Annotated in this window: 19 protein-coding genes; 10 read left to right on the top strand and 9 right to left on the bottom strand. The window is 72.0% G+C overall.

Annotation, left to right across the window (positions count from 1 at the left end; translation table 11 throughout):
• The first annotated feature begins 53 nt into the window (after positions 1-53).
• Together ACH4G3_RS36755 and ACH4G3_RS36750 are read left to right on the top strand one after the other, a co-directional pair.
• Complete coding sequence (locus ACH4G3_RS36755; RefSeq protein WP_397628535.1) at positions 54-707, top strand: nucleoside/nucleotide kinase family protein; 654 nt, start codon at positions 54-56, stop codon at positions 705-707.
• A 109-nt stretch (positions 708-816) separates the two neighbouring features.
• Positions 817-1,326 carry a GNAT family N-acetyltransferase gene (locus ACH4G3_RS36750; RefSeq protein WP_397628534.1) on the top strand — a complete coding sequence of 170 codons (510 nt, stop codon included), beginning with the start codon at positions 817-819 and terminating at the stop codon, positions 1,324-1,326.
• Between the two features lie 44 nt (positions 1,327-1,370).
• Here ACH4G3_RS36750 and ACH4G3_RS36745 read toward each other — a convergent pair whose 3' ends face one another.
• The 5 genes from ACH4G3_RS36745 to ACH4G3_RS36725 all read right to left on the bottom strand — a co-directional run bounded on the left by ACH4G3_RS36745 (position 1,371) and on the right by ACH4G3_RS36725 (position 7,871).
• The gene (locus ACH4G3_RS36745; protein ID WP_397628533.1) at positions 1,371-3,215 is read right to left on the bottom strand and encodes a hypothetical protein; all 1,845 of its coding nucleotides are present in this window, start codon (positions 3,213-3,215) and stop codon (positions 1,371-1,373) included.
• A gap of 7 nt (positions 3,216-3,222) precedes the next feature.
• Entirely contained in the window at positions 3,223-4,122 is a 900-nt protein-coding gene (locus ACH4G3_RS36740; protein ID WP_397628532.1) for a carbohydrate ABC transporter permease, read from the bottom strand.
• Positions 4,119-5,030 (bottom strand): carbohydrate ABC transporter permease, encoded by a 912-nt coding sequence (locus ACH4G3_RS36735; RefSeq protein ID WP_397628531.1) that lies wholly within the window; start codon positions 5,028-5,030, stop codon positions 4,119-4,121. Before ACH4G3_RS36735 ends, ACH4G3_RS36740 begins: the two co-directional genes overlap by 4 nt.
• Before the next feature lie 122 nt (positions 5,031-5,152).
• Positions 5,153-6,478, bottom strand: coding sequence for an extracellular solute-binding protein (locus tag ACH4G3_RS36730; RefSeq protein WP_397628530.1), 1,326 nt, complete (start codon positions 6,476-6,478; stop codon positions 5,153-5,155).
• A gap of 277 nt (positions 6,479-6,755) precedes the next feature.
• Entirely contained in the window at positions 6,756-7,871 is a 1,116-nt protein-coding gene (locus ACH4G3_RS36725) for an ROK family protein (protein ID WP_397628529.1), read from the bottom strand.
• A 240-nt stretch (positions 7,872-8,111) separates the two neighbouring features.
• Between ACH4G3_RS36725 and ACH4G3_RS36720 the strand changes: the two genes are divergently transcribed.
• The 3 genes from ACH4G3_RS36720 to ACH4G3_RS36710 all read left to right on the top strand — a co-directional run bounded on the left by ACH4G3_RS36720 (position 8,112) and on the right by ACH4G3_RS36710 (position 12,801).
• Entirely contained in the window at positions 8,112-9,011 is a 900-nt protein-coding gene (locus ACH4G3_RS36720; RefSeq protein ID WP_397628528.1) for an N-acetylglucosamine kinase, read from the top strand.
• Between the two features lie 226 nt (positions 9,012-9,237).
• The gene (locus ACH4G3_RS36715) at positions 9,238-11,154 is read left to right on the top strand and encodes a phosphatase PAP2 family protein (RefSeq protein WP_397628527.1); all 1,917 of its coding nucleotides are present in this window, start codon (positions 9,238-9,240) and stop codon (positions 11,152-11,154) included.
• A 36-nt stretch (positions 11,155-11,190) separates the two neighbouring features.
• A complete protein-coding gene (locus tag ACH4G3_RS36710) occupies positions 11,191-12,801 on the top strand; it encodes a phospholipid carrier-dependent glycosyltransferase (RefSeq protein ID WP_397628526.1) in 1,611 nt (536 codons plus the stop codon).
• 24 nt (positions 12,802-12,825) lie between these two features.
• Here the strand turns inward: ACH4G3_RS36710 and ACH4G3_RS36705 are convergent, their stop codons facing one another.
• Together ACH4G3_RS36705 and ACH4G3_RS36700 are read right to left on the bottom strand one after the other, a co-directional pair.
• Positions 12,826-13,227 (bottom strand): DUF3662 domain-containing protein, encoded by a 402-nt coding sequence (locus ACH4G3_RS36705; RefSeq protein WP_354742698.1) that lies wholly within the window; start codon positions 13,225-13,227, stop codon positions 12,826-12,828.
• Positions 13,228-13,281: 54 nt separating this feature from the next.
• Positions 13,282-13,443 carry a hypothetical protein gene (locus ACH4G3_RS36700; RefSeq protein ID WP_397628525.1) on the bottom strand — a complete coding sequence of 54 codons (162 nt, stop codon included), beginning with the start codon at positions 13,441-13,443 and terminating at the stop codon, positions 13,282-13,284.
• A gap of 166 nt (positions 13,444-13,609) precedes the next feature.
• Here ACH4G3_RS36700 and ACH4G3_RS36695 point away from each other — a divergent pair, with 166 nt between their 5' ends.
• The 4 genes from ACH4G3_RS36695 to ACH4G3_RS36680 all read left to right on the top strand — a co-directional run bounded on the left by ACH4G3_RS36695 (position 13,610) and on the right by ACH4G3_RS36680 (position 18,258).
• Complete coding sequence (locus ACH4G3_RS36695) at positions 13,610-14,530, top strand: MurR/RpiR family transcriptional regulator (RefSeq protein ID WP_020269647.1); 921 nt, start codon at positions 13,610-13,612, stop codon at positions 14,528-14,530.
• Between the two features lie 241 nt (positions 14,531-14,771).
• Positions 14,772-15,146, top strand: a complete 375-nt coding sequence (locus tag ACH4G3_RS36690) for a hypothetical protein (RefSeq protein WP_037666791.1) — start codon at positions 14,772-14,774, stop codon at positions 15,144-15,146.
• 43 nt (positions 15,147-15,189) lie between these two features.
• Entirely contained in the window at positions 15,190-15,756 is a 567-nt protein-coding gene (locus tag ACH4G3_RS36685) for an antibiotic biosynthesis monooxygenase (RefSeq protein WP_397628524.1), read from the top strand.
• Between the two features lie 102 nt (positions 15,757-15,858).
• Entirely contained in the window at positions 15,859-18,258 is a 2,400-nt protein-coding gene (locus ACH4G3_RS36680) for a SpoIIE family protein phosphatase (RefSeq protein ID WP_397628523.1), read from the top strand.
• Here ACH4G3_RS36680 and ACH4G3_RS36675 read toward each other — a convergent pair.
• Together ACH4G3_RS36675 and ACH4G3_RS36670 are read right to left on the bottom strand one after the other, a co-directional pair.
• Entirely contained in the window at positions 18,243-18,731 is a 489-nt protein-coding gene (locus ACH4G3_RS36675; RefSeq protein ID WP_397628522.1) for a flavin reductase family protein, read from the bottom strand. The two genes, ACH4G3_RS36680 and ACH4G3_RS36675, sit on opposite strands and share 16 nt — an antisense overlap.
• A 95-nt stretch (positions 18,732-18,826) precedes the next feature.
• Positions 18,827-19,585, bottom strand: coding sequence for a peptidoglycan-binding domain-containing protein (locus tag ACH4G3_RS36670; protein WP_397628521.1), 759 nt, complete (start codon positions 19,583-19,585; stop codon positions 18,827-18,829).
• Between the two features lie 177 nt (positions 19,586-19,762).
• On the opposite strand from ACH4G3_RS36670, the gene ACH4G3_RS36665 reads away from it, so the two are divergent.
• Entirely contained in the window at positions 19,763-20,473 is a 711-nt protein-coding gene (locus ACH4G3_RS36665) for a TetR family transcriptional regulator (RefSeq protein ID WP_397628520.1), read from the top strand.
• Positions 20,474-20,476: the final 3 nt, after the last annotated feature.

Below are 20,476 nucleotides of genomic sequence, written 5' to 3'. Positions count from 1 at the left end.
GATGTCCAGTGAGTGGCGCACGCCACACTCCGGCGGGTGACAGACTCTGCTGTGTGCCGCTCACCTTCGACGACCTCGTCCGCCGCGCCCGAACCCTGCCCCAGGGCGGCCGGCGCGCGCTCCTCGGTATCGCCGGCAGCCCCGGTGCGGGCAAGTCGACGCTCGCCGAGCGGCTGGTGCGGGAACTGAACGGATCCGGGGACCCGTGGGTGGCGCACGTCCCCATGGACGGTTTCCATCTCGCCGACGCCGAACTGGAGCGGCTCGGCCGCCGCGACCGCAAGGGCGCGCCCGACACGTTCGACGCGGCCGGGTACGCGGCGCTGCTGCGACGGCTGCGGGAGGAGACGCAGGAGATCGTGTACGCGCCCGGCTTCGAACGTGTCCTGGAGCAGCCGGTCGCGGGGGCGATCCCGGTACCGCCGGCGGCCCGGCTCGTGGTGACCGAGGGGAACTACCTGCTGCTGGAGACCGGCGCCTGGGCCCGGGTCCGCCCCGAGCTCGACGAGGTGTGGTTCTGCGAACTCCCCGAGCCGGAGCGGTTGCGGCGACTGGTCGCCCGGCACGAGGAGTTCGGCAAGGGCCACCGGGAGGCCGTGGCCTGGGTTCTGCGCTCGGACCAGCGCAACGCCGAACTGGTCGCCACGACGCGGGAGCGGGCCGACCTGGTGGTGCCGGAGTCGGCACTGCCGCACGTGCGGGCGTGAACACCGCGCACGGCCTCCCCTGGCCGTCCGAGAGGCGGGCAGCGTCCCGGAGTTGCCTGTGCCTGGAAACCGATTCCCGGCCGCGTCGCGATGAGGCATGATCGGTCGCATGATCAGGTCCGCCACTGTGAACGACGTCCCCGAGATCCGGGCCATGATCCGCGAACTCGCCGCCTACGAACGGGCCGCCGAGCAGGCCAGGGCCACCGAGGAGCAGCTGCGGGAGGCGCTGTTCGGTGAGCACCCGGCCGCCCACGCGCTGATCGCCGAGAACGACGGCACGGGTGAGGCCGTGGGCTACGCCCTGTGGTTCCCGCGCTTCTCGACCTGGACGGGCACGCGCGGCATGCACCTGGAAGACCTCTACGTACGGGCGTCGGCGCGCGGCGCGGGACACGGGAAGGCCCTCCTCGCCGCCCTGGCCGCGACCTGCCGGCGCAACGGCTACGACCGCTTCGAGTGGTGGGTCCTGGCCTGGAACACACCGACGATCGACTTCTACAAGTCGCTCGGGGTGGAACTCCTGGAGGAGTGGAAGGTGTGCCGGCTCAGCGGGGAGCCCCTCAGCGAACTGGCGGCTCAGGCACCGGACGTCGCGCACCCCGCCCCCGACGCGTAGGAGGCCCGCCTCGTCCGTCCGGTGACCTTCCGAATGAACCGCTCTCAGGCGTCCGTTCCGCAGGACAGCGTCAGCTCCGGTTCGGCGTTCGCGTCGCCCGCCACCTCGCCGATCACCGCCGTGAACGCCTCGGTGCGGACCACGAGAGCCGTGCCCTCACGCGCGAACGCCGGTGTGAACTCGTCGTCGCCCGGGCCGTAGCGGACCGCGAAGACGTGCAGGTCCTCGGGTGCGCCGGGGGCCGGTCCGGCCTCCAGGGCGGTCGAGTCGACCAGGTGGCGCCAGCCCTCGTCGGGGTTGCCGTAGCCGCGCGGGTCGAGGGCCAGGGCGAAGGCGGCCTGCTCCTGGGTGGTGTCCGTGCGGGCGTCGAAGTGGTGCGGGTCGTCCGGGCCCGGGTGGGTCAGCCGCAGAGTGCCCGCCGACGTCACCCGGGGCTCGGCGGTCCTGCGCACCCGGTCGCCGTCGTCGGCGGCGTACGGCAGGCCGGCGAGCAGGTACGGCACGCCCGGGAGCCGTTCCACCGCGACCGTGGTCCACAGGCTCGTGCCGTCGGTGACGTACAGGGACCGGACGTGCCGCAGGACGTGGTCACGGCCGACGACCGGCTTGGTGACCAGCTTCGCCGCCAGTCCGCCGGCGGTCACGTCCCGGACGCGGACCTCGCCCATCGGGCGGGTCAGCAGGAAGCCGTCGGTCACCGGGCCGAAGCCGTGCTGGCGGTTGACGGCGGCCGGCAGGTAGTAGGTGCCCGCGGCCTCGACCAGTGCGGGCGTCATCCGGTCGTCGAAGGCCACCGACACCGTGCCCGCGCGCAGTTGGTGCCGGGCCGGAGCCGTGGACGGGGTGCGGTGCCAGGGCGTGGTGTCCTGGATCTGCCAGACCAGCATCCACGCGAAGTGGCCGTCGACGCCGCCGTCCGCCTTGACCGCGTGCCGGGCCCAGCGGCTGTCGCCCCGGTAGCGGCCCAGGTCGGAGCCGATGCGGGCGCTGAAGTAGCGCAGGCCCAGCACCGACTCGAAGGCGGAGTGCTGCTCGCTGTAGCGCGGACCGCCGTTGTCGAAGCCGCCGTTCGTCAGCCGGGCGTCGATGTAGCGGGCGAGCGCGTCGCCGTCCTCGGCGAAGACCTCCTCCCTGCTGACCCGGTGGGCCTGGGCGAGGAAGGACAGGGAGATCGGGCCGTAGTTGTTGTCGTAGGCACCGCCGTGCTCGGGCGGCAGGAGCGCGCCGCGGTCACGGACGCGGTGGGCGCGGATCTCGTCCTCGTACAGCCGCAGGGCTTCGCGGCGCACCGGGTCGCCCTGGGCGGGCGGCAGGTGCCGGGCCAGCATCAGGCCGCCGACGACGCAGCCGATCGCCTGGTTGCCGGCCTCCTGCGGGTTGAAGAACGTCGCCTCCGTGAGCCAGCGCCAGTAGCCGTGCGCCACTTCGAGGAGCCGGGCGCGCTGTGCGTCGTCGACGAGGCCCTCCGCCGCGTCCAGGACGTTGACGGCCTGGAGCAGCGCCCACACGGTGCTCGGCCAGTCACCGATGGGGTGGGCTCCCGCCGCCAGGGTGTAACGGGCGTACGGCAGGCCCGAGTCGCGCACCCGGAGGTTGGGGTAGCCCGGGTTGTCCTCGGTGTAGACCCGCTCGTCCAGGTGGAAGGCGAGGCTGCGGCGTACCACGTCGGGCAGCCGCGGGTCCTTGCCCCGCTGCCAGGCGAGGGCCAGCAGCGAGGTGACGCCGAGGGACGTGTCGCCGATGTCGTCGACGCAGTCCGGGTGCTCGAGGTTGCCCTCCGGCGTCATGCGGGCCAGGGCCTGCTCGGTGACGTCGGCGAGGACGGCGTCGTACGCCTCCGGGGTGTCGGGGAGGTCGTGCAACGGGCCGCGCTGGTGAGGGAGGTACACGGGTCGGTCAGTCCTTCAGTCCGGCGTTGATGTCGGCGTTCATGACGTAACGCTGGAACACCAGGAAGACGACGATCAGAGGGATCATGGAGATGACCGATCCGCCGAGCACCACCGACCAGTTGATGTTCTGCGCGCCCACGAGGCTCTGGATGCCGATCTGCACGGTGAACTTGCTGGGGTCGTTGAGCATCAGCAGCGGCCAGATGTAGTCGTTCCACCGCCACTGGAACGACAGGATGGCGAGCGTCAGCATGATGGGCCGGGAGATCGGCACCATGATCCGCAGGAAGATCGACAGCTCACGCGCCCCGTCGATGCGGGCGGCCTCGATGAGCTCGTCGGGGACCGTCAGGAAGAACTGGCGGAACATGAAGCACCCGGTCGCGGTGAGCACGGCCGGGAGGATGATGCCGGCGAGCGAGTTGTAGAGGCCGAGGTCGCGGACCACGAGGAACTGCGGGGCGAGCATGACCTCGGACGGCAGCATCGTGGTGGCCAGGATGCCGACGAAGAAGACCTTGAGCCACTTGTTGTCGTACTTGGCCAGCGCGTAGCCAGTGCAGCAGCTGACTCCCACCGTGAGGATCGTCGCGATCACACACACGATGGTCGTGTTGATGAAGTAACCGGAGAAGTTGGCGCCCTCCCACGCTGCCTCGTAGCCCGACAGGCTGGGGTCGTCCGGGAACAGCGACAGCGAGGAGAACAGGTCTCCCGCCGGTTTGAAGGAGCTGAGGACGAACCACAGCACCGGAAACCCGTAGATGGCCGCCAGGACCCACAGCAGTGTCGTCGCGGGCACCGCGCGCCGAAGCCCACCGCTCGCCGCGCCGCGCACCCGCTTGTTGGGAACCGCCCGTCCGGGCCCGGCGTCGGCCTTGCGTGGCATGTCTGTGGTTGTCATCGGTTCTCCACCCGCCGGTTGACGACCAGCTGGATGATCGCGACGGCCATCAGGATGAGCATGAGCACGAACGACGCGGCGCTCGCGTAGCCGATCTGGCCCGATTTGAAGCCGGTCTGGTAGATGTACTGGACAAGCAGGTTGTTCGACGTCCCGGGTCCGCCGTTGTTGAGGGAGGCGAACAGCGGATATTCCTTCATCGCGTGGATCGTGTTGAGCAGGATGACGATGAAGGACGTGGGCGCGATGCTCGGCAGTGTGATGCTGACGAACTGGCGCCACGGACCGGCGCCGTCGAGCGATGCCGCCTCGTAGTACGACACCGGCACGTTCTTGATCGCCGCGATGAACAGCAGCATCGAGAAGCCCGTCCAGGCCCAGGATGCCGCCACGACCACCACCAGCAGCGACAGGTCCGCGTTCGACTGCCACGGCACGGCACTTCCGCCGAACTTCTCGATGAGGTAGTTGACCAGTCCGAAGTTCTCACCGAACAGCCACCGCCACAGGACACCCACGACGATGGGCGACAGCAGCCACGGGATGAAGAAGAAGACGCGGGCGACCGACACGCCCTTGGCGTGCTTGCTCACCAGCACGTTGGCGATGAGCAGCGAGAACACGAAGTTCAGCGGCACGAAGAGCACGGTGTACAGCAGCGTCCGGGTCAGCGCGTCGAAGAAGGTGGAGTCCCCGAACAGGTTGCTGTAGTTGTCCAGTCCGACGAACTGGAACGCCCCCACGCCGGTGTAGTTCGTGAAGGAGTAGACGAGCCCGATCACCGCCGGCCAGATGAAGAACAGCGCGAAGAGCACGGCGTTGGCCGCGATGAGGACGAGCGGCGCAAGGGTGTACTTACTGCGTCTCCTGGGCGGGCTCGCGGACACGTCCGGGGCGCGTTTGGTCATCTTCCTGACTCCGTGCTGGTGGAATGGGTTCCTGTGGGCTCAGGCCATGAGCCCGGCGTCGCGTGGGGCCCGGGGCCGGGCGGCGGTGTCTCGACCCGCCGCCCGGGCCCGCCGGCCTGCGCTCAGCCGCCGACCTGCTGGTTGTAGCCGGCCACGATGTTGTCCAGCGCCTTGTCGGCCGACTGCTGGCCGTTGATCGCCTTGCCGAGCTCCGTCTTGGTCGGGTCCTCGGTGAGGCTCTTGCCCTTCAGCACCCAGTTCGTCTGCGCGGTGTTGAAGTAGCCGGAGATCGGGGCGTACAGCGGGATCGACTCGTTGTACAGCTTGAACGCCGCCTGCGCCGCCTCGGACTTGAAGGGGTACTTCGGATTCAGACCGGTCTCGACGGGCAGGAACCCGGACGCCTCGCACAGCGCCTGGTAGTGGGCCGGCTCGTACAGCCAGGACATGAACTTCTCCGTGGCGGTGGCCGCGGCTCCGTTGTTGTTGAACCCGACCATCATGCCGCCGCTGTTGACGTCGCTGGCCTGCACCGGCTCGGCGGGAGTCGGGACGCTCGCCCACTCGAACTTCTTGATGCTCTCCGCGAAGGCGGGCACCTGCCACACGCCGGACCAGTAGGCGACCACGTCACCGCTCTGGAACATGGCGGACGGGTCGGCGCCGCTGGTCCACACCGACTTCGGCATGGTCTTGTCGTCGTTCATGGCGACGAAGCGCTTCACGGCCTTCCTGGTCGCGGCGTCCACCGAGAACTTTCCGGAGGAGTCCGCGTGGACGTACTTCCCGCCGAGCTCGTACACCATGGCACGGAGCCGGGACGGCGACTGGTCGAAGGTGAGGGAGTACTTGGCGCCCGTCTTCTCCCGGACCTGGTCCGCCGCCTTGAGGAATTCCGTCCACGTCCAGGTCTTCTCGGGCGAGGTCGGGAAGGAGACGCCTGCCTTCTTGAACAGCGACTTGTTGATGTACAGACCGGACGCGGTGATGTCCGAGGGGATGGACAGCACCTTCCCGGACGAGTCCTTGGCGACGAAGTTCTTGTTGATCTTGTTGTTCTTGTTGTTGGCGATGGGGCCGAGGTCGATCAGCTTGTTCGCCCAGATCGGGTCGAGCTTCGGCACGGCCGCCACGTCGGGCAGGGAGTTCGCCTGCGCGGCGTTGCGCAGCTTCGCGTCGTAGCCGTCGTAGGGGATGTTGACGAGGTTGACCTTGACGCCGGTTTCCTTCTTGTACTGCGTCACCATCTTCTTCCAGCCCGCGTCCTGCCCCGGAACCGTGGAGATCCAGAACGTCAGCGACTTGGAGGTCCCGCCCGAGCCGGATTCTCCCGACCCGCAGGCGGAGAGCAGAAGGGCACCTGCCGTGGCCACGGCAGCGAGGGGAACCACGCGGCGTATGCCGCCGCGGCCGAGTCGGCGGGAGCGCCGCACACCCACACTGGTCATCTTCGATCCCTTTTCGTCGTAGCGGAGGAAGCACGGCGCCAGCCGAGGCGGCACGGGTGCAGTTTTGCGGGAAAAGTTCGCTTTCCGGGGGGCACGGCCTCGCCCGGCCGCGACGCCTCGACGGGTGGGGTCCCCGGCCATGACGGCCGGCGTCGCACAAGCACGCCCTCGTGCGGCTGCCGTACTTCTCGTACGTGCGGGAGGCTCACCCGGAGTCGGCGTCCCGGCCGACTCAGAAAGCGCTTGTCCGGACATTGGCAGACCGATGGCGCAGCCGTCAATGCTTCGCCCGCACAGCTCCGGTCACGGTTTGAATTCCATGGGCGACCGCGAGCCTGCTGGCGCCCGCCACCGTGCCGGTGTCACCCACCACGCTGCTGACCACCTCGGTGGGCCAGCTCAGCCGGGCCAGCTCGGCCCGTACCCCGGGCAGGAGCTGCGGATCCGCTCCGGTACCGCCGCCCAGGACGATCAGCCCGGGGTCCAGTACGGCGGCGACGGCGGCGGCGAGCCGGCCCACGTCGGCGGCGTGCGAGGCGACCACGGCACCGGCCGTGGCATGCCCCTGCCCGGCGAGGGCGAGGAGCCGCTCGGCGGTGCGCGGGCGGGTACCGTCGCCGTCCTGCCAGGCCTCGGCCGCCCTGCGCAGCAGGGTGCGCGAGCCCATGCGCTGCTCCAAGCCCTCGTGGTGCGGGGCGCGGTCGTCGTCCCAGGGGTAGGGCAGCCGGGCCACCTCACCGGCGGCGCCGTTCGCGCCGCGCAGCACCCGGCCGCCGATGACGACGGCGAGACCGATGCCGACGCCGATGCGCAGGTAGCCGAAGGTGTCGCGGCCGACGGCGGCGCCCTCGTGGAGCTCGGCGAGGGCGGCGCAGTTGACGTTGTTCTCCAGGTGGACGGGGACACCCTCGGGCAGGGCGACGGCCATGGCGTCGAAGACGGGGCCGGCCTTGGCGGTCGCGGGGCGCTCCCCGGCGCGGTCCCGTGTGGGGACGTCACCGACGGCGACGACGACGGCCCGCAGCGGGGCCCCGGGGGGCAGGGCGTCGAGGACCTTGCGGACAGTGTCGGCCGCGTCCCGGCGGGAGCCTGTGCCCTCGGCGAGCAGGGTGCCGTCCAGGGCGCAGCCGCGCACCCGAGTCACGGCGGGTCCCAGGTCGACCGCGAGCACGGCGCCGGCAGCCGGGCCGAGACGGTAGATCGCGGCACTGCGGCCGGTGCCGCCGGAGGCCCTGCCGGAGTGGGCGGCGAGCTCGACGGCTTCGAGCTCGGCCACGGCGGAGGAGACGGTCGGCTTGGAAAGGCCCGCACCGGCCGCCAGCTGGGGGCGGGTGGCCGTGCCCGTCCCGGCCAGTACGTCGAACACCACACGGGCACTCTCGCTCAGGTGCATGGTCTCCCCAGGTCGTGCTGCGGCCGTGAAAGGCGGCGGCAGGGGTCGCGCGGCATCGGGATTCCGTGCCTCTTGACGCGCACCCTACTTCGTTAGTTAACTTCCTAACGAACTTCACGGTACTCGCCTGCCGTGTTCCGCAGAAGCCCGTCCCGGGGCTTCCCTACCTCTTCAACTGCCGTGGTCCGACGGGCGGTTCGCCTGCCGTCGTCGTGACCGCGCAACGACGAAAGAGGACCCGTGCAGGACTCCACGCCTTACGCGGTCGGTATCGACGTGGGCGGCACCAAGACACATCTGCGCGCCTTCGCGGGCGACGAGGACGTCGTCGACCATGTCCGCAGCAGTTCGGGATGGCGGCCGCACGACCCCGGCGCCGCCGCCGACTGGCTGGCCGCTCTGGTCGCCGACGCCCTGCCTCCTCACGTACGACCGTCCGCTCTCGCCGTGGGCGGTCACGCCTGCGAGACCCCACGCCAGTGCGCGGGCATCCGCGCCGCCCTTCAGGAGCGGCTGGGGGTGCCCGCGCTCGTCGTGGGCGATGCCGAACTGCTCGTTCCCGCCGCGGGGCTGGACAAGGGCGTCGGACTGGTCGCCGGTACCGGTTCGGTCGCGGTGGGGCGGCTGCCCGACGGCGCCGCGGTCCAGGTCGGCGGCTGGGGCGCGGTGCTCGGGGACGAGGGCGGCGCGGCCGGCCTCGTCCGTGAGGCCGCGCGTGCCGTCTGGGCCGCGCACGACCGGGGCGAGGAGCCCGACGCGCTGGCGACCGGGCTGGTCGCCGCGTTCGGGGTGGCCGAGGTGCCCGCGCTCGGCGCCGCGCTGGAGGCCGCCACGGACGTCTCCGCCGAGTGGGGCCGCCGGTCCCCCGCCGTGTTCGACGCGGCGGAGGCGGGCTCGCCGCTCGCCCGGGCGGTGATCGCCGACGGCGGGCGGGCGCTCGCCGGGCTCGTCGTACGGCTCGCCGCGCGCGGGGTCCCGGTGGACGACGTGGTGGTGGCGGGCGGCACGGTCCTCGCCCAGCCCGCGCTGTACGAGGCGTTCACCTCCGCGCTCGCCGAGTCCCTGCCCGGGGCCCGGCCGCAGCCGCTGCGGGTGCCGCCGGTCGAGGGCGCGGTGGCGCTGGCCCGTTCGCTGCTGTGAGCCGGGCGGGTCCCGTTCACGTGCCGGACACCGGCTGGTGGCCGGACCCTCTCCGAAGGGTCACAGCACGGCAGTAGATCTTCACTCGTGAGTACCAGGTGCCACAGAAGCCGTCACAGGCACCAGAAGTCGCACACGCCGCACCACCTTTCCGGCCGCACACGGCCGAAGCACCGTCGCGCAACGGCACGACACCTTCTTCGCTGAACTCCAGAGAGGCGCACCCATGCCGTCATCAGCCGGGCACCGCTCCCCCGCCACCGTCGACCGGCGGGGCTTCCTCAGGACCTCCCTCGGTGCCTCGGCGGGCCTGCTCGCCGCACCGGCCTTCGCCACGTGGCTCGCCGCCGCCGACGCGAAAGCCGCCACGGGCCCCGCCGCGTTCGTCGACGACTACAAGTCGAACGTCGTCGCGAACCAGACCCCGGAGACCAACGCCGTCGTCCGGATCCTCGGCGGCATGGCAAAGGTGTGGAAGACGGGCGGCGCCTGGGACACCGGCCGCGTCCTGGACCGCGAGGTGCTGCGCGCCAACATGCGCTACTGCGCCCGGATCACGACGTCCCGTACCGCGGCGCAGGCGAAGGAGGCCTTCCTCTACGACCGCCAGCACCAGAGCTACGCCATGATCGGCGGCCTGGGCCCGCTCGCCGGCCTGTACAGGTCGGGTGCCAAGGCGGTCACGTCCATCACCACCGCTCCGGACGGCACGCCCGCGGGGAAGATCAACGACACCCTGCCCGCCGACGCCCCCGCCGGATCAGCGCTCGGCGCGGGCTCCTACGACTCGGACCTCGGCAAGGTGGCCAAGCTGGTCGACACCGTGCGCGGGCCGTTCGCCTCGGGCAACCCGGCCAAGTTCGCCTTCCAGTACCCGCGTCCGTGGCGGATGAACGAGGACAGCGAGGTCGTGGACACCGGGAAGAAGGACGCCCTCGGCTACCCGGTGTACGACTCGGACGTGGTCGTCGCCCCGCAGCTGCTGCGCCAGCGCTCCGAGACCCCGCAGGAGGACGGCGGGTTCCCGAGCGGCCACACCAACGCCTTCCATCTGGCCGGTCTGGCCTACGCGTACGCGGTGCCCGAGCGTTTCCAGGAGCTGGTGACGCGGGCGTTCGAGCTGAGCCACACCCGGATCATGTCGGGCATGCACTCCACCGTCGACGTCATCGGCGGCCGGATCATGGCGACCGCCCTGACCGCGGCGACGCTGGCCGACCCGGCGAACGCGGAGCTCAAGGCGGCGGCACGCGCCCAGGCCCTCGCCTACTTCACCGAGAAGACCGGCACGACGCCGGACACGCTGTACGCATACGCCCACTCGGACGCCGGCGACGCCTACGCCGACCGCGAGGCCAACGCCCGTGCCGTCGGGCACCGGTTGACGTACGTCCTGCCCCGCCGCGGCCGCAAGGACCCGCTCACCGTGCCGAAGGGCGCGGAGGTCCTGCTGGAGACACGGCTGCCGTACCTGAGCGCGGCCCAGCGTCGCGAGGTGCTGCGCACGACCGCGCTGCCCTCCGGGTACGTCCTGCTGGACGGCTTCGAGCAGTGGGGCCGGCTGAACCTGTTCGCGGCGGCGGACGGGTACGGCGCCTTCGACACCGACGTCACGGTGACGCTGGACGCGGCGGCCGGTGGCTTCCACGCGGCGGACAGCTGGCGCAACGACATCGAGGGCGACGGCGGGCTGACCAAGCGCGGCACCGGCACGCTCACGCTGACCGGCCACAACCGGTACCACGGCGGGACCGTCGTCGAGGACGGCACGCTGGTCGCCGCGTCCCCCAACGCCCTGGGGCAGGGCGACGTCCGGGTCACGGGCGGCACACTGCGCGCGGACAAGGTCCTCCGGGTGCGCGGCTCGTACGTCCAGGAGGGTGAGTCGGCGCTGGAGCTGGAACTGCGCGGGAACCACGGCCCGGCGCTCACGGTGAGCCGGCGCGTGCTGCTCGGCCGGGGCAGCGTGCTGGCGCTGCGGCTCGACGCCGAGCGGCCGCCGGTCGCGGGCACCACCGTCCCGGTCCTGTCGGCTGCGGCGCTGCGCGGCCGGTTCGACCGCGTCGAGCTGGACTCGACGACGCTGCGGGCCGTGCCCGTGCACACCGCTGACGGTCTGTCGGTGCGACTCGTGAAGCGGTGACACCCCGAGCGGCGGGGGCTGGTGCAGAGTGGGTCCATGAGGGACCTCTGGACCGCTCCCGCCGTCCCGCGGCCGCTGTCGCTCCTGGCGGCCGGGCTGCTCGCGGCGATGGCCTTCGCGATGGTCACCACCGCCGTGCGGCAGACCCCGACGATCGACGAACCGGTGTACGTGGGCGCGGCCGCCGAGTACACGCACGAGCACCGGCTGCGCCACAACCCGGAGCACCCCCCGCTCGGCAAACTCCTCATCGGCGCCGGGGTGGCCCTCGCGGATCCGCGCGTCGACCCGTCGTTCACCGGGGACCAGGGCGCGGTGGGGCGGCACTTGCTCTACGGGACGGGCAACGACCCGTGGCGGCTGATGCTGTGGGCCCGCCTCCCCCTGATCGCGCTGACGCTGCTGTTCGGGCTGGTCGTCTTCGCCTTCGCCCGTGAACTGGCCGGGAGAGCAGGGGCGTTGGCCGCGCTCGCCCTGTACTGCTTCTCCCCCGACGTCATCGCCCACGGCTCGCTCGCCACGCTCGACGTGCCGGCCGCCGGGTTCGCGCTGACGTCCGCGTGGCTGCTGTGGCGGGCGCGCCGCGGGCCCCAGCTGTACGTGCCGCTCGCCGGTGTGGCGCTGGGGGCGGCCCTGGCCACGAAGATGAGCACGCTCCCGGCCCTGCCGGTGCTCATGGCTCTGGCCGCCGTCTCGGTGTGGCACGCGTCCGGAGCAGGCCGGCGCCTCATGCCCGCGGCCGTCGGGGCGGGTGTGGTGGCTCTGGTGGCGATCGCGGTCGTGTGGGTCACGTACCTGATGGTCGATCCGCGGCTGCGCTGGACTCCGGAGCAGCACGTTCCCGTCGTGCACGGGCTGCGCGGGCTGCTGGTCCGGCTCCTGCCGTTCCCGGAGGCGTACCAGGACGGGATGCGGCTCCAGTTCGGGCTGGAGAACCGGCCGTGGCAGGGGTTTCTGTTCGGCCGGCTGTACTCGGGCTCGCTCTGGTACTACCTGCCGGCCGCGCTGCTGGTGAAGACACCTCTCGGGATGCTCGCGCTGTGGGTCGCCGGGGCGGTCGTCGTGGTCGCGGTGGGCCGCCTGCGTCCGGCCGCGCCCTATGTGCTGGCTCCGTCCCTGGTGCTGCTGGCGGCGGCCATGCAGGGGGCGCGGGACTTCGGCACGCGGTACGCCGTCTTCCTTCCGCTGTTTCTCGCGGTGGCGGCGGGGTGCGTCCTCGTCGTGCGGCGGCGGTGGGTCCCCGTCGGGGCGGGGGTGCTGGTGACGTTCGTCGCGGTCAGTTCGCTGCGGACGTACCCCTACTACCTGCCGTACTCCAACGAGGCGTTCGGCGGGCCGGGCAGGACGCGGGAGTTCCTGCACGACTCCAACGTGGACTGGGGGCAGGACCTGGGGCGCCTCGCGCAGCGGCTGTGCGAGCGGTATCCGGGTGAGCGGGTGTGGCTGGTGTACAAGGGCAGCGGTGTGCCGTCCTTCTACGGCATCCGGGCCGGTGATCCTCGCGAGGTGCCGGCCGGTGACGTGCGGGGGGTGCTGGTGGTGTCGGACTCCGCGGCGGCGAAAGCGACCGGGCGGCTGGCCGAGTTGATCGGCAGCAGCCGCCCGGTCGACGATGTCGGGCACTCGATCACGGTCTATCGCCGTTGAACGCGGCCCAGTGCCGGGTGCGGATCAATGAGTCGCGTGGAAGAAGCCGTCCGTGCTCACGTGCTGCATGACACGACTGGCCACTCGGTAACGGCCGTTGGGCACGTCGGGGCACCTCGCGACGTGTACCGCGAGCGGGCCCGCGAACTCGTAGCCCTTGCGTTCCGCGTGGCGGGACAGGCTGTCGGTGAGGGCCTGGCCCACGCTGGTGCCGTGGCGCGTCAACTGGTCGTGCACCTCGTCGGCGAGTTCCACGTCGTAGGCGTTGGGGACCATGACCCGGCCCGCCCGGCACACCACGGCGTTGTCGTCGCACTCGTGTCGCAGGGCGTCGAGGACCTCGACCGGCTCCTTGTCGAGGACCCGTGCCCACAGGGCCTCCCATCGGTTCTCCAGTGTCTCCTCCAGCGCACTCAGTGCGCCCATGCGGTCTCACCTGCCGGAAGCGTCGTCGGTTCGGTTGCGGTGGCCCGGAGCGTGCTATCGCTCGTCGTAGTCGTCGGGCCGCACCTCGGCCTCCTCCAGGGCCTCGCGCATCGTGCGGCCGGTCGCGCCCGGCGGCCGGGACTGGTTCTCGTCCTGCTGTTCCAGGACCTCGTCCGTGGTCTGCGTCTTCGGCCGGTTCTCCTCGGGGACGGTCATGACGTCGGCTCCTCGTCAAGTCGTGTCGATCTTCTGCCGCGGCGGGTTCCCGCCCGGCGTCCGGGTATCCCCCTGCCGGGCACCTCATGTGCTGTCCGAAGAAGCCCTGGTCACCACGGTGCGTGAGCTATGTTGAACGTCCCTGGGAGACGAAGGAGGCGAACCGGTGCCATCGCCGCAGCAGGCACGCGCACAGGCATCCGCGATCACCTCGGGGAAGGCCGCCCCGGAAGCGGAGGTCTCCCCGTCCGCCCAGCTCAGAGCGCTCTTCGACCGGCCCCGGCTGTCCCCGGGCCAGCGGCGCATCGCCCAGTATCTGATCGAGAACATCACCGAGGCGGCGTTCCTGTCCATCACGGATCTCGCCGACCGGGTCGGCGTGAGCCAGCCCTCGGTGACGCGGTTCGCCTCGGCGGTCGGCTTCAGCGGTTACCCGGCGCTGCGGGAGAAGCTCCAGTCCATCGCGCTCGGCACCCTCGCGGGCGGCGGACCGGCCGAGGAGAACCGGGGCAACGAGCTGCAGGCGGCGGTCGACGCGGAGATCGAGAACCTGGAGAACCTGCGGCGGGACTTCGCCGACCCGAACCTGGTGATCGACATCGGCCGCAAACTGTCGTCCTCGACCCCGCTGACGGTCCTCGGCCTGCGCATCTCCGTCTCACTGGCCGAGTACTTCGCCTACGCCGCCCGCCGGATCCACCCGGACGTACGGCTCGTGACACGGGGCGGCAGCGTCGCCTACGACGCACTGCTCCAGTCGCGCGAGGCGGGCGGCACCTGGGTGCTGGCGTTCTCCATGCCCCGGCATGCCCAGGAGACCCTGACGGCCGTCCGGGTCGCGCGGGGCGCCGGACTCAAGGTCGCCCTCATCACCGACCTGGCGCTCGGGCCGCTCGCGGACGAGGCCGACGTCGCCTTCGCCCTCGGGACCGGGTCGCGCCTGGTCTTCGACTCCTACGCCGCCCCGGGCGTGATGTGCTCGGCGCTGCTCCAGGCCATGACGGACGCGGACCCGGAACGGACGCAGGCCCGGCTCGAGGAGTACGAACAGGTCGCCGACCAGCACCATTTCTTCCTGCGGGACTGAGCGGCAGTCCACAACAAAGCGCGCATGAATGTTTTCATGCGGCTTGAAAACCGGATGGCATATATAAATACTGCACACGGATCGCGACCCGGCCTTCCCGGTTCCGTTCCGCACCCGAGGGGCCGGCTCCTACCCGCTTCGGCGTCCCGGGTGTCCGTGGCGGCCCCGGTCATCCCCTAGGCCGGGGCCGCCCCGACCCGTCGTCCACCCTCACGACGCCGCACACCCGGAAGCGATGATCATGCCCCTGACGTCCACGCGCATCAGCCCGGACTGGCCCTGCCAGGTCAAGACCCCCGGCAGCTACGACTGGGAGCGCTCGGCGGCCAAGTGGCTGCGCGAGCTGGTGCCCGCGCGCTACGCCGGCTACCCCGTGTTCGTCCGTCACCCCGTCCTGCTCGCCCGGCACGCCCAGATCCAGGTCCAGCAGGAGCTCAGGGTGGCCCGCACCGCCCTCCAGACCGCCCGCGCCGACCTGCCGGGACTCGGTCTGCACGAGGGCGTCATCGAGCACACCATCAAGCTGTACGCGGCCGAGGTCATGCAGTTGCAGCACATCGCGCGCAGCGTCCGGGCGGTCACCACGGCGCTGGTGGAGGCCAACCGCCAGCCGTGAGCCCGGCGGCATGACCCGCGTCGTGCGTGGCACACGTGAGGGAATGAGCACCATCGAAGTCCGGCGCGGCGAGCCGGTGACCACGGTTCTGACCTGGCAGGTACGTCCCGGCCGGGAGCAGCAGTTCGAGGAGTGGACGCGCGGCATCACCCGCTGCGCCAGACAGTTCCCGGGCAACGAGGGCGTCTCCTGGCTCACGCCGGAGGACGGCCACCGCTACCACGCGGTGCTGCGCTGGTCCGACCAGCACCGGCTCGCCGCCTGGCTGGAGTCCGAGGAGCGCGCCCACTGGCACCGGCGGATCGAGGACGTCGCCACCGAGGTCAGCAGCGAACGCCAGTCGACCACCGGGATGGAGACGTGGTTCAGCCTGCCCGGCACCACCGTGCAGGCCCCGCCCCGGTGGAAGATGGTCCTCACGACGTTCCTCGGCGCCTATCCCTTCACCCTGCTCATCCAGTGGCTGGTGACGCCGCACACCACCGGGTGGCCGCTGCCGCTGCGGGCGGCCGTGTTCCCGCTGGTACTGCTGCCGGTGCTGACCTATGTGGTGATGCCGAGGCTCAGCCGGCTGTTGCGGCTGTGGCTGTATCCCCGCGACGGCGACTGAGGACCTGGGGGCTGCTGGGACTCGCGTGGCCCCTGGGAAGCGGGAGCTGCCCGTGCGCACAAGGCAGTCTTCGAACGGGCCCGCGTGTGCGATGCTCAACCCGTGACGAGCGAGCCCGTGACACCGGCGGAGCCCGGTGCCGCACCGGACCTGGTCGAACTGGCCAAAATCGTCGCCCGGCAGCGCGCCGAACTGGACCGGCTGCGCGACCAGGCGGCGACGTCGGCTGTCGTCGAACGGGCCAAGGGCGCCGTGATGGCGCTGACCGGGTGTTCCGCGGACGCGGCGGACGAGCGGTTGCTCCAACGGGCCAAGGCGGCGCGTCACACCCTGCTCGAGGAGTGCTGGATCACGCTCGGGTCCCTGGCGCCCCCGGCGCCCGGCCCCGGCGAGGCGACCGAGCCCCTCGATGCCGACACCCCCGGCTCCGGCTCCGCCGCCCTGGTGGAGACATCCGCGCCGGACGACGTCTCCGCCGCCCTGGCCCGCCTCGGGCAGGCCCTCGTCCGGGTGATGACACCGCACGACCTCGCCCGGTGTCTGCTGGAGCATCTCGCGCCCGACATGGCGGCCGACGCGATCATGATGTACGCCCGCAGGCCCGACGGCGGACTCGAACTGATCGGGCACGCCGGCATCGACGACCAGCTGGCCGCCCAGTGGAGCCAGGTGCCGCCGCTGAGCGGGATCGCGGCGCTGGACGCGCTGCGGACGGGCGAACCGTGCTGGCTGGAGGACGTCGCCTCGCACGAGCGGCGGGAACTGCTGATCGGTGACCCGCCCGAGCGGTGGGGGTCGCGCGCCTGGCTGCCCGTGCGAGCGGCGGGCCCGGCCCAGGTCTGCATCGGTGTGCTGCGCACCCGCGCCGGGTCGTTCACGCCCCGCGACCGTGCGCATCTGCGGGGCGTCACCGGGCTGTGCGCCGGCCGGCTGCGCGCCTTCGACGCACCGCCCGAGCGGGCCGGCGACGCCACCACGGACGTGGTGCAGACACTCTTCGACGCGCTGCCGATCGCCGCGATGCTGCTCAGCCCGGTGCGGGCCGCGCCGGGCGAGACCCAGGACTTCCGGGTGGAGGCGGCGACCGCGCGGGCGGGTGACCTGCTGGGCCGCCCCGGTGAGGCACTGGCCGGCCGGCGGCTGCTGGAGTTCCGGCCCGCCCTGACGGAGGAGCCGCTGTGGCAGGGCTGCCTGCACACCCTGACCACCGGGGAGCCGTACGAGAGTGAACCGTTCGCGCACGAGGAGGTCGCGGCCAGCATCGCGGCGCTGTCCACGTACTCGGCGCGGGTGGCGCGGCTGGAGGACGCGCTGGTCGTCAGCTGGATCCGGCACGGCTCCTCCGACCGGCAGGAGCAGCGGCTGGCGGATCTCCAGCGGCTGGGCAATCTCGGCTGGGCCAACTGGAGCCTGGCCACGCAGGAGGCCTCCTGGTCGACGCAGGTGTTCGCGATCTTCGGCCGGGACCCCGCGCTCGGCCCGGTGCGGCTCACCGGGATGCCGGAGCTCGCGCTGCCCGAGGACGCGCCCGCGCTGACCCGGGCCGTGCGCGAACTCGTCCGGCAGGGGCGGGCGTTCGACCTGCCGTTCCGGGTCAGGACGAGCGGCGGCATCCGGCACCTGCGGCTCGTGGCCGAGGCCGTGACCGACATGCACGGCACGCCCGTCGAGGTGCACGGTGTCGTCCAGGACATGACGGCCCGGCGGCGGGCGGAGCTGGCCCTGGTCGAGAGCGAGCAGGCGATCCTCACGCAGCACGACGTGCTCCAGGCCGAGCGGACCCTGGCCTCCCGGCTCCAGCACGCGCTGCTGCCGCTGGCCAACCGGCCCGTCCACCTGGCGGGGCTGCGCGTCGAGGTCGCGTATCTGCCCGCCCAGTCGGGGGTGCACGTCGGCGGCGACTGGTTCAGCGCCGTGGAACTGCCCGACCGGGACGCGCTGCTGGTGGTCGGCGACGTCGCCGGGCACGGCGTCGACGCCGTCGCCACGATGGCCCAGCTCCGTTTCACGGCGAAGGGCATGGTCATCACGGGTTCGTCGTTGACCGGCGCGCTGGCCCGGCTGAACACGCTCCTGCTGCACTCCCGCGATTCCCACGCGACGGCCACCATGGTGCTGGCCCGGTACGACCCCGGGCCGCGCCGTCTGGTCTGGGCCCAGGCGGGGCACCCCCCGCCCCTGCTGCTGCGGAACGGCGAGGCGCGGTATCTGAGCCGCCCCAGAGGCATGCTGCTCGGCGCGACCACGATGCCGGTCTTCGAGGAGGCGGAGTGCCGTCTCGAACCGGGTGACCGGCTCATCCTGTTCACCGACGGTCTGGTCGAGCACCCTCCGGAGAGCATCGACCGGGGCATGGACCGTCTCGCCGAGGCCGTGGCGGCCTCGCAGGCGGACGGGCCCGGGGCACTGGGGCCGTTGCTCGCGCGAATGCTGCCGGACGAGCGGCGGGACGACGTGTGTGTCGTGGACGTCCGGGTTCCGCGGGTTCAGTCGACCGGGTGACCCGGCTCGATGGTGTGGGCGCCGGACAGGCGCAGCAGCGGCCCGTCGTACGCCTCGTCTCCGCCCCACTCGACCGGGTCGAGGACGAAGCCGATGTGGTCACCGCCGCCCGCGCGCGTCACGATCCGGCCGACGAACCAGGCCGGGGCGTCCTCCAGCACGACGGCCCCGCCGTACGCCTCCCGCAGACGCAGGCCCGCGAACTTGTCCGTCCGGTCGCCGGTCCGCCCGCCGAACAGCTCGGCGAGGTCCCGCTGTTCACGGGCGAGCAGGTGCACCGCGAGCACCTCGGCGTCCCGGGCCACCCGGAAGGTGTGGTTCACCTCGGACAGCCACACCACGAACCGCACGGGCTGTATCGAGCACTGCGAGGCGAATCCGACCAGGCACCCCGCGCGTTGACCACCCGCGACGGCCGTGACCACGCACATGTCGGGGTCCAGCCGCCCGATGAACCCGTCCATGCCCGCCATGCTCACACCACTCCCTCACCCTCGCGGCCGCTGTCGCCCCGGCATCCATTCACCTCACCATGCCGGGCGTGCGGCTGCCATCCCGGAGGCCGCCGTCAGTCGGTGCCCGGTGCCGTGCGGGACTCCAGGGCGAGGCGGGTGTCGTTGCCGTAGACGCCGGTTTCGTCGCCGCGGATGCCGTACCAGAGCTGGAAGCGGGCGACCGCCGCGGTCAGTGTGGGGTCGTAGCTGCCACTGGTGGAGCCGTCCCGGTAGACGTCCGGGATGCGCAGGAGGCGTTGCTGGAGCTCGGTCACCTCGGGGCCGGTGGCTCCCTCGCGGAGGGTGCCGGGCCCGTCGGGATCGGCGGCGGGCGGCGTGGGTGTGGGGGTCGGGGCGGGGGCGGAGCTGGAGGTGGAGGTGGACGCGGTGGGGCGGGGAGCGGGCGCGGCGTTGTCGTCGGTCTTCGTGCCGGGGAGCAGGAGGGCGGCGCCGCCGAAGCCGATCACCGCCGCCGCGGCGACGGCCACCGCGACGGCGGCGCGGCGCAGTCCCGGTCCGGGCCCGGCACGGCCGTCGCCGTTCGCGCGGGTGAGGGGCGGGAGTTCCTGTGTCAGGTCCTCGGAGCCGGCCGGCCGCCGGGGCAGTACGACGGACTCGTAGCCGCCGGGCGCGTGACGGCGAGGCTCGTAGCTCCTGGAGCCGTTGCCGCCGGGGTCGTGACCGCCGGGCTCGCCGTCCCGTGCGGAGCCGATCTCCTCTCGGTACTCCCGCATCAGTTCAGCGAGTGCGTCGGTGCGGCGGGGCCGCAGGACGCGGATGGGTTCGAGGGCCGGGCCGTCGTGCGGTTGCCGGGGCTCGGACGGTGTCGACACGCTGCTCTCCTTCCGTCCGGGCTCGGGGGTGCCCGTCTTCGGGGATCGTCCTGCCGCCGCATGTGCGGCTGCCGCTAGATACGCGGCTTGCGCGCCTCGGGTTCAGAGGGAACTCGGTTCCTCCCGCGGAGTGCACTGAGTGCCATGCGTACCCTTCCGGGTGCTACGTTCCCGCTCATGAGCTCCGAGAAAGCCGACGCCGGGACCGGAAAGCCGCCCATGCGGGACGCCCTGGTGGCGGCTGCCTTCCAGCTGTTCCTCGAGCGGGGTTACGAGCAGACCACCATCGACGACATCGTGGCGCTGGCCGGGGTCGGACGGCGCTCGTTCTTCCGTTACTTCCCGTCCAAGGAAGACGTGGTCTTCCCGGACCACGAGCGGTGCCTGGCCGACATGACGGCCTTCCTGGCGGCGGGATCCGGCGACGAGGAACCCGTGCGGCGGGTGTGTGACGCGGCCCGGCTCGTGCTGCGGATGTACGCCGAGAACCCGACGTTCTCCGTGCAGCGCTACCGCCTGACCAGGAAGGTTCCGGGGCTGCGCGCCTACGAGCTGTCGGTGGTGTGGCGCTACGAGCGCGCCCTCGCCGAGTATCTGCGCCGGCGCTTCGCGGCCCGCCGGGACGGGTCCCTCCAGGCCGATGTGATCGCGGCGGCGGTGGTCGCGGCGCACAACAACGCGCTGCGCTCCTGGCTGCGTTCGGACGGGCAGGGCGAGGCGAGCGCCACCGTGGACCACGCGCTGGCGTACGTGCAGTCCGCGTTCGGCGGCACGCCGGTGCCGCCGGCCGGGGAGCAGCCCGAGGACGTGGTGGTCGTCGTGTCCCGGCGTGACGCGCCCTTGTGGCGGGTCGTGCAGGAGATCGAGTCGACGCTGGGGCGCGGCTGAAGG

Origin of the sequence: Streptomyces afghaniensis, assembly GCF_044327915.1 — a bacterium.
Classification (GTDB): domain Bacteria; phylum Actinomycetota; class Actinomycetes; order Streptomycetales; family Streptomycetaceae; genus Streptomyces; species Streptomyces afghaniensis.
The sequence above is the reverse complement of the archived record's forward strand: the minus strand, read 5'-3'. Positions and strand labels throughout refer to the sequence as shown.

Bases quoted from the DNA above. Each gene is read 5' to 3' on its own strand.
- ACH4G3_RS36750 (WP_397628534.1), top strand. From the start codon at position 817: ATGATCAGGTCCGCCACTGTGAACGACGTCCCCGAGATCCGGGCCATG.
- ACH4G3_RS36740 (WP_397628532.1), bottom strand. From the start codon at position 4,122: ATGACAACCACAGACATGCCACGCAAGGCCGACGCCGGGCCCGGACGG.
- ACH4G3_RS36735 (WP_397628531.1), bottom strand. From the start codon at position 5,030: ATGACCAAACGCGCCCCGGACGTGTCCGCGAGCCCGCCCAGGAGACGC.
- ACH4G3_RS36730 (WP_397628530.1), bottom strand. From the start codon at position 6,478: ATGACCAGTGTGGGTGTGCGGCGCTCCCGCCGACTCGGCCGCGGCGGC.
- ACH4G3_RS36725 (WP_397628529.1), bottom strand. From the start codon at position 7,871: ATGCACCTGAGCGAGAGTGCCCGTGTGGTGTTCGACGTACTGGCCGGG.
- ACH4G3_RS36715 (WP_397628527.1), top strand. From the start codon at position 9,238: ATGCCGTCATCAGCCGGGCACCGCTCCCCCGCCACCGTCGACCGGCGG.
- ACH4G3_RS36710 (WP_397628526.1), top strand. From the start codon at position 11,191: ATGAGGGACCTCTGGACCGCTCCCGCCGTCCCGCGGCCGCTGTCGCTC.
- ACH4G3_RS36705 (WP_354742698.1), bottom strand. From the start codon at position 13,227: ATGGGCGCACTGAGTGCGCTGGAGGAGACACTGGAGAACCGATGGGAG.
- ACH4G3_RS36700 (WP_397628525.1), bottom strand. From the start codon at position 13,443: ATGACCGTCCCCGAGGAGAACCGGCCGAAGACGCAGACCACGGACGAG.
- ACH4G3_RS36690 (WP_037666791.1), top strand. From the start codon at position 14,772: ATGCCCCTGACGTCCACGCGCATCAGCCCGGACTGGCCCTGCCAGGTC.
- ACH4G3_RS36685 (WP_397628524.1), top strand. From the start codon at position 15,190: ATGAGCACCATCGAAGTCCGGCGCGGCGAGCCGGTGACCACGGTTCTG.
- ACH4G3_RS36675 (WP_397628522.1), bottom strand. From the start codon at position 18,731: ATGGCGGGCATGGACGGGTTCATCGGGCGGCTGGACCCCGACATGTGC.
- ACH4G3_RS36665 (WP_397628520.1), top strand. From the start codon at position 19,763: ATGAGCTCCGAGAAAGCCGACGCCGGGACCGGAAAGCCGCCCATGCGG.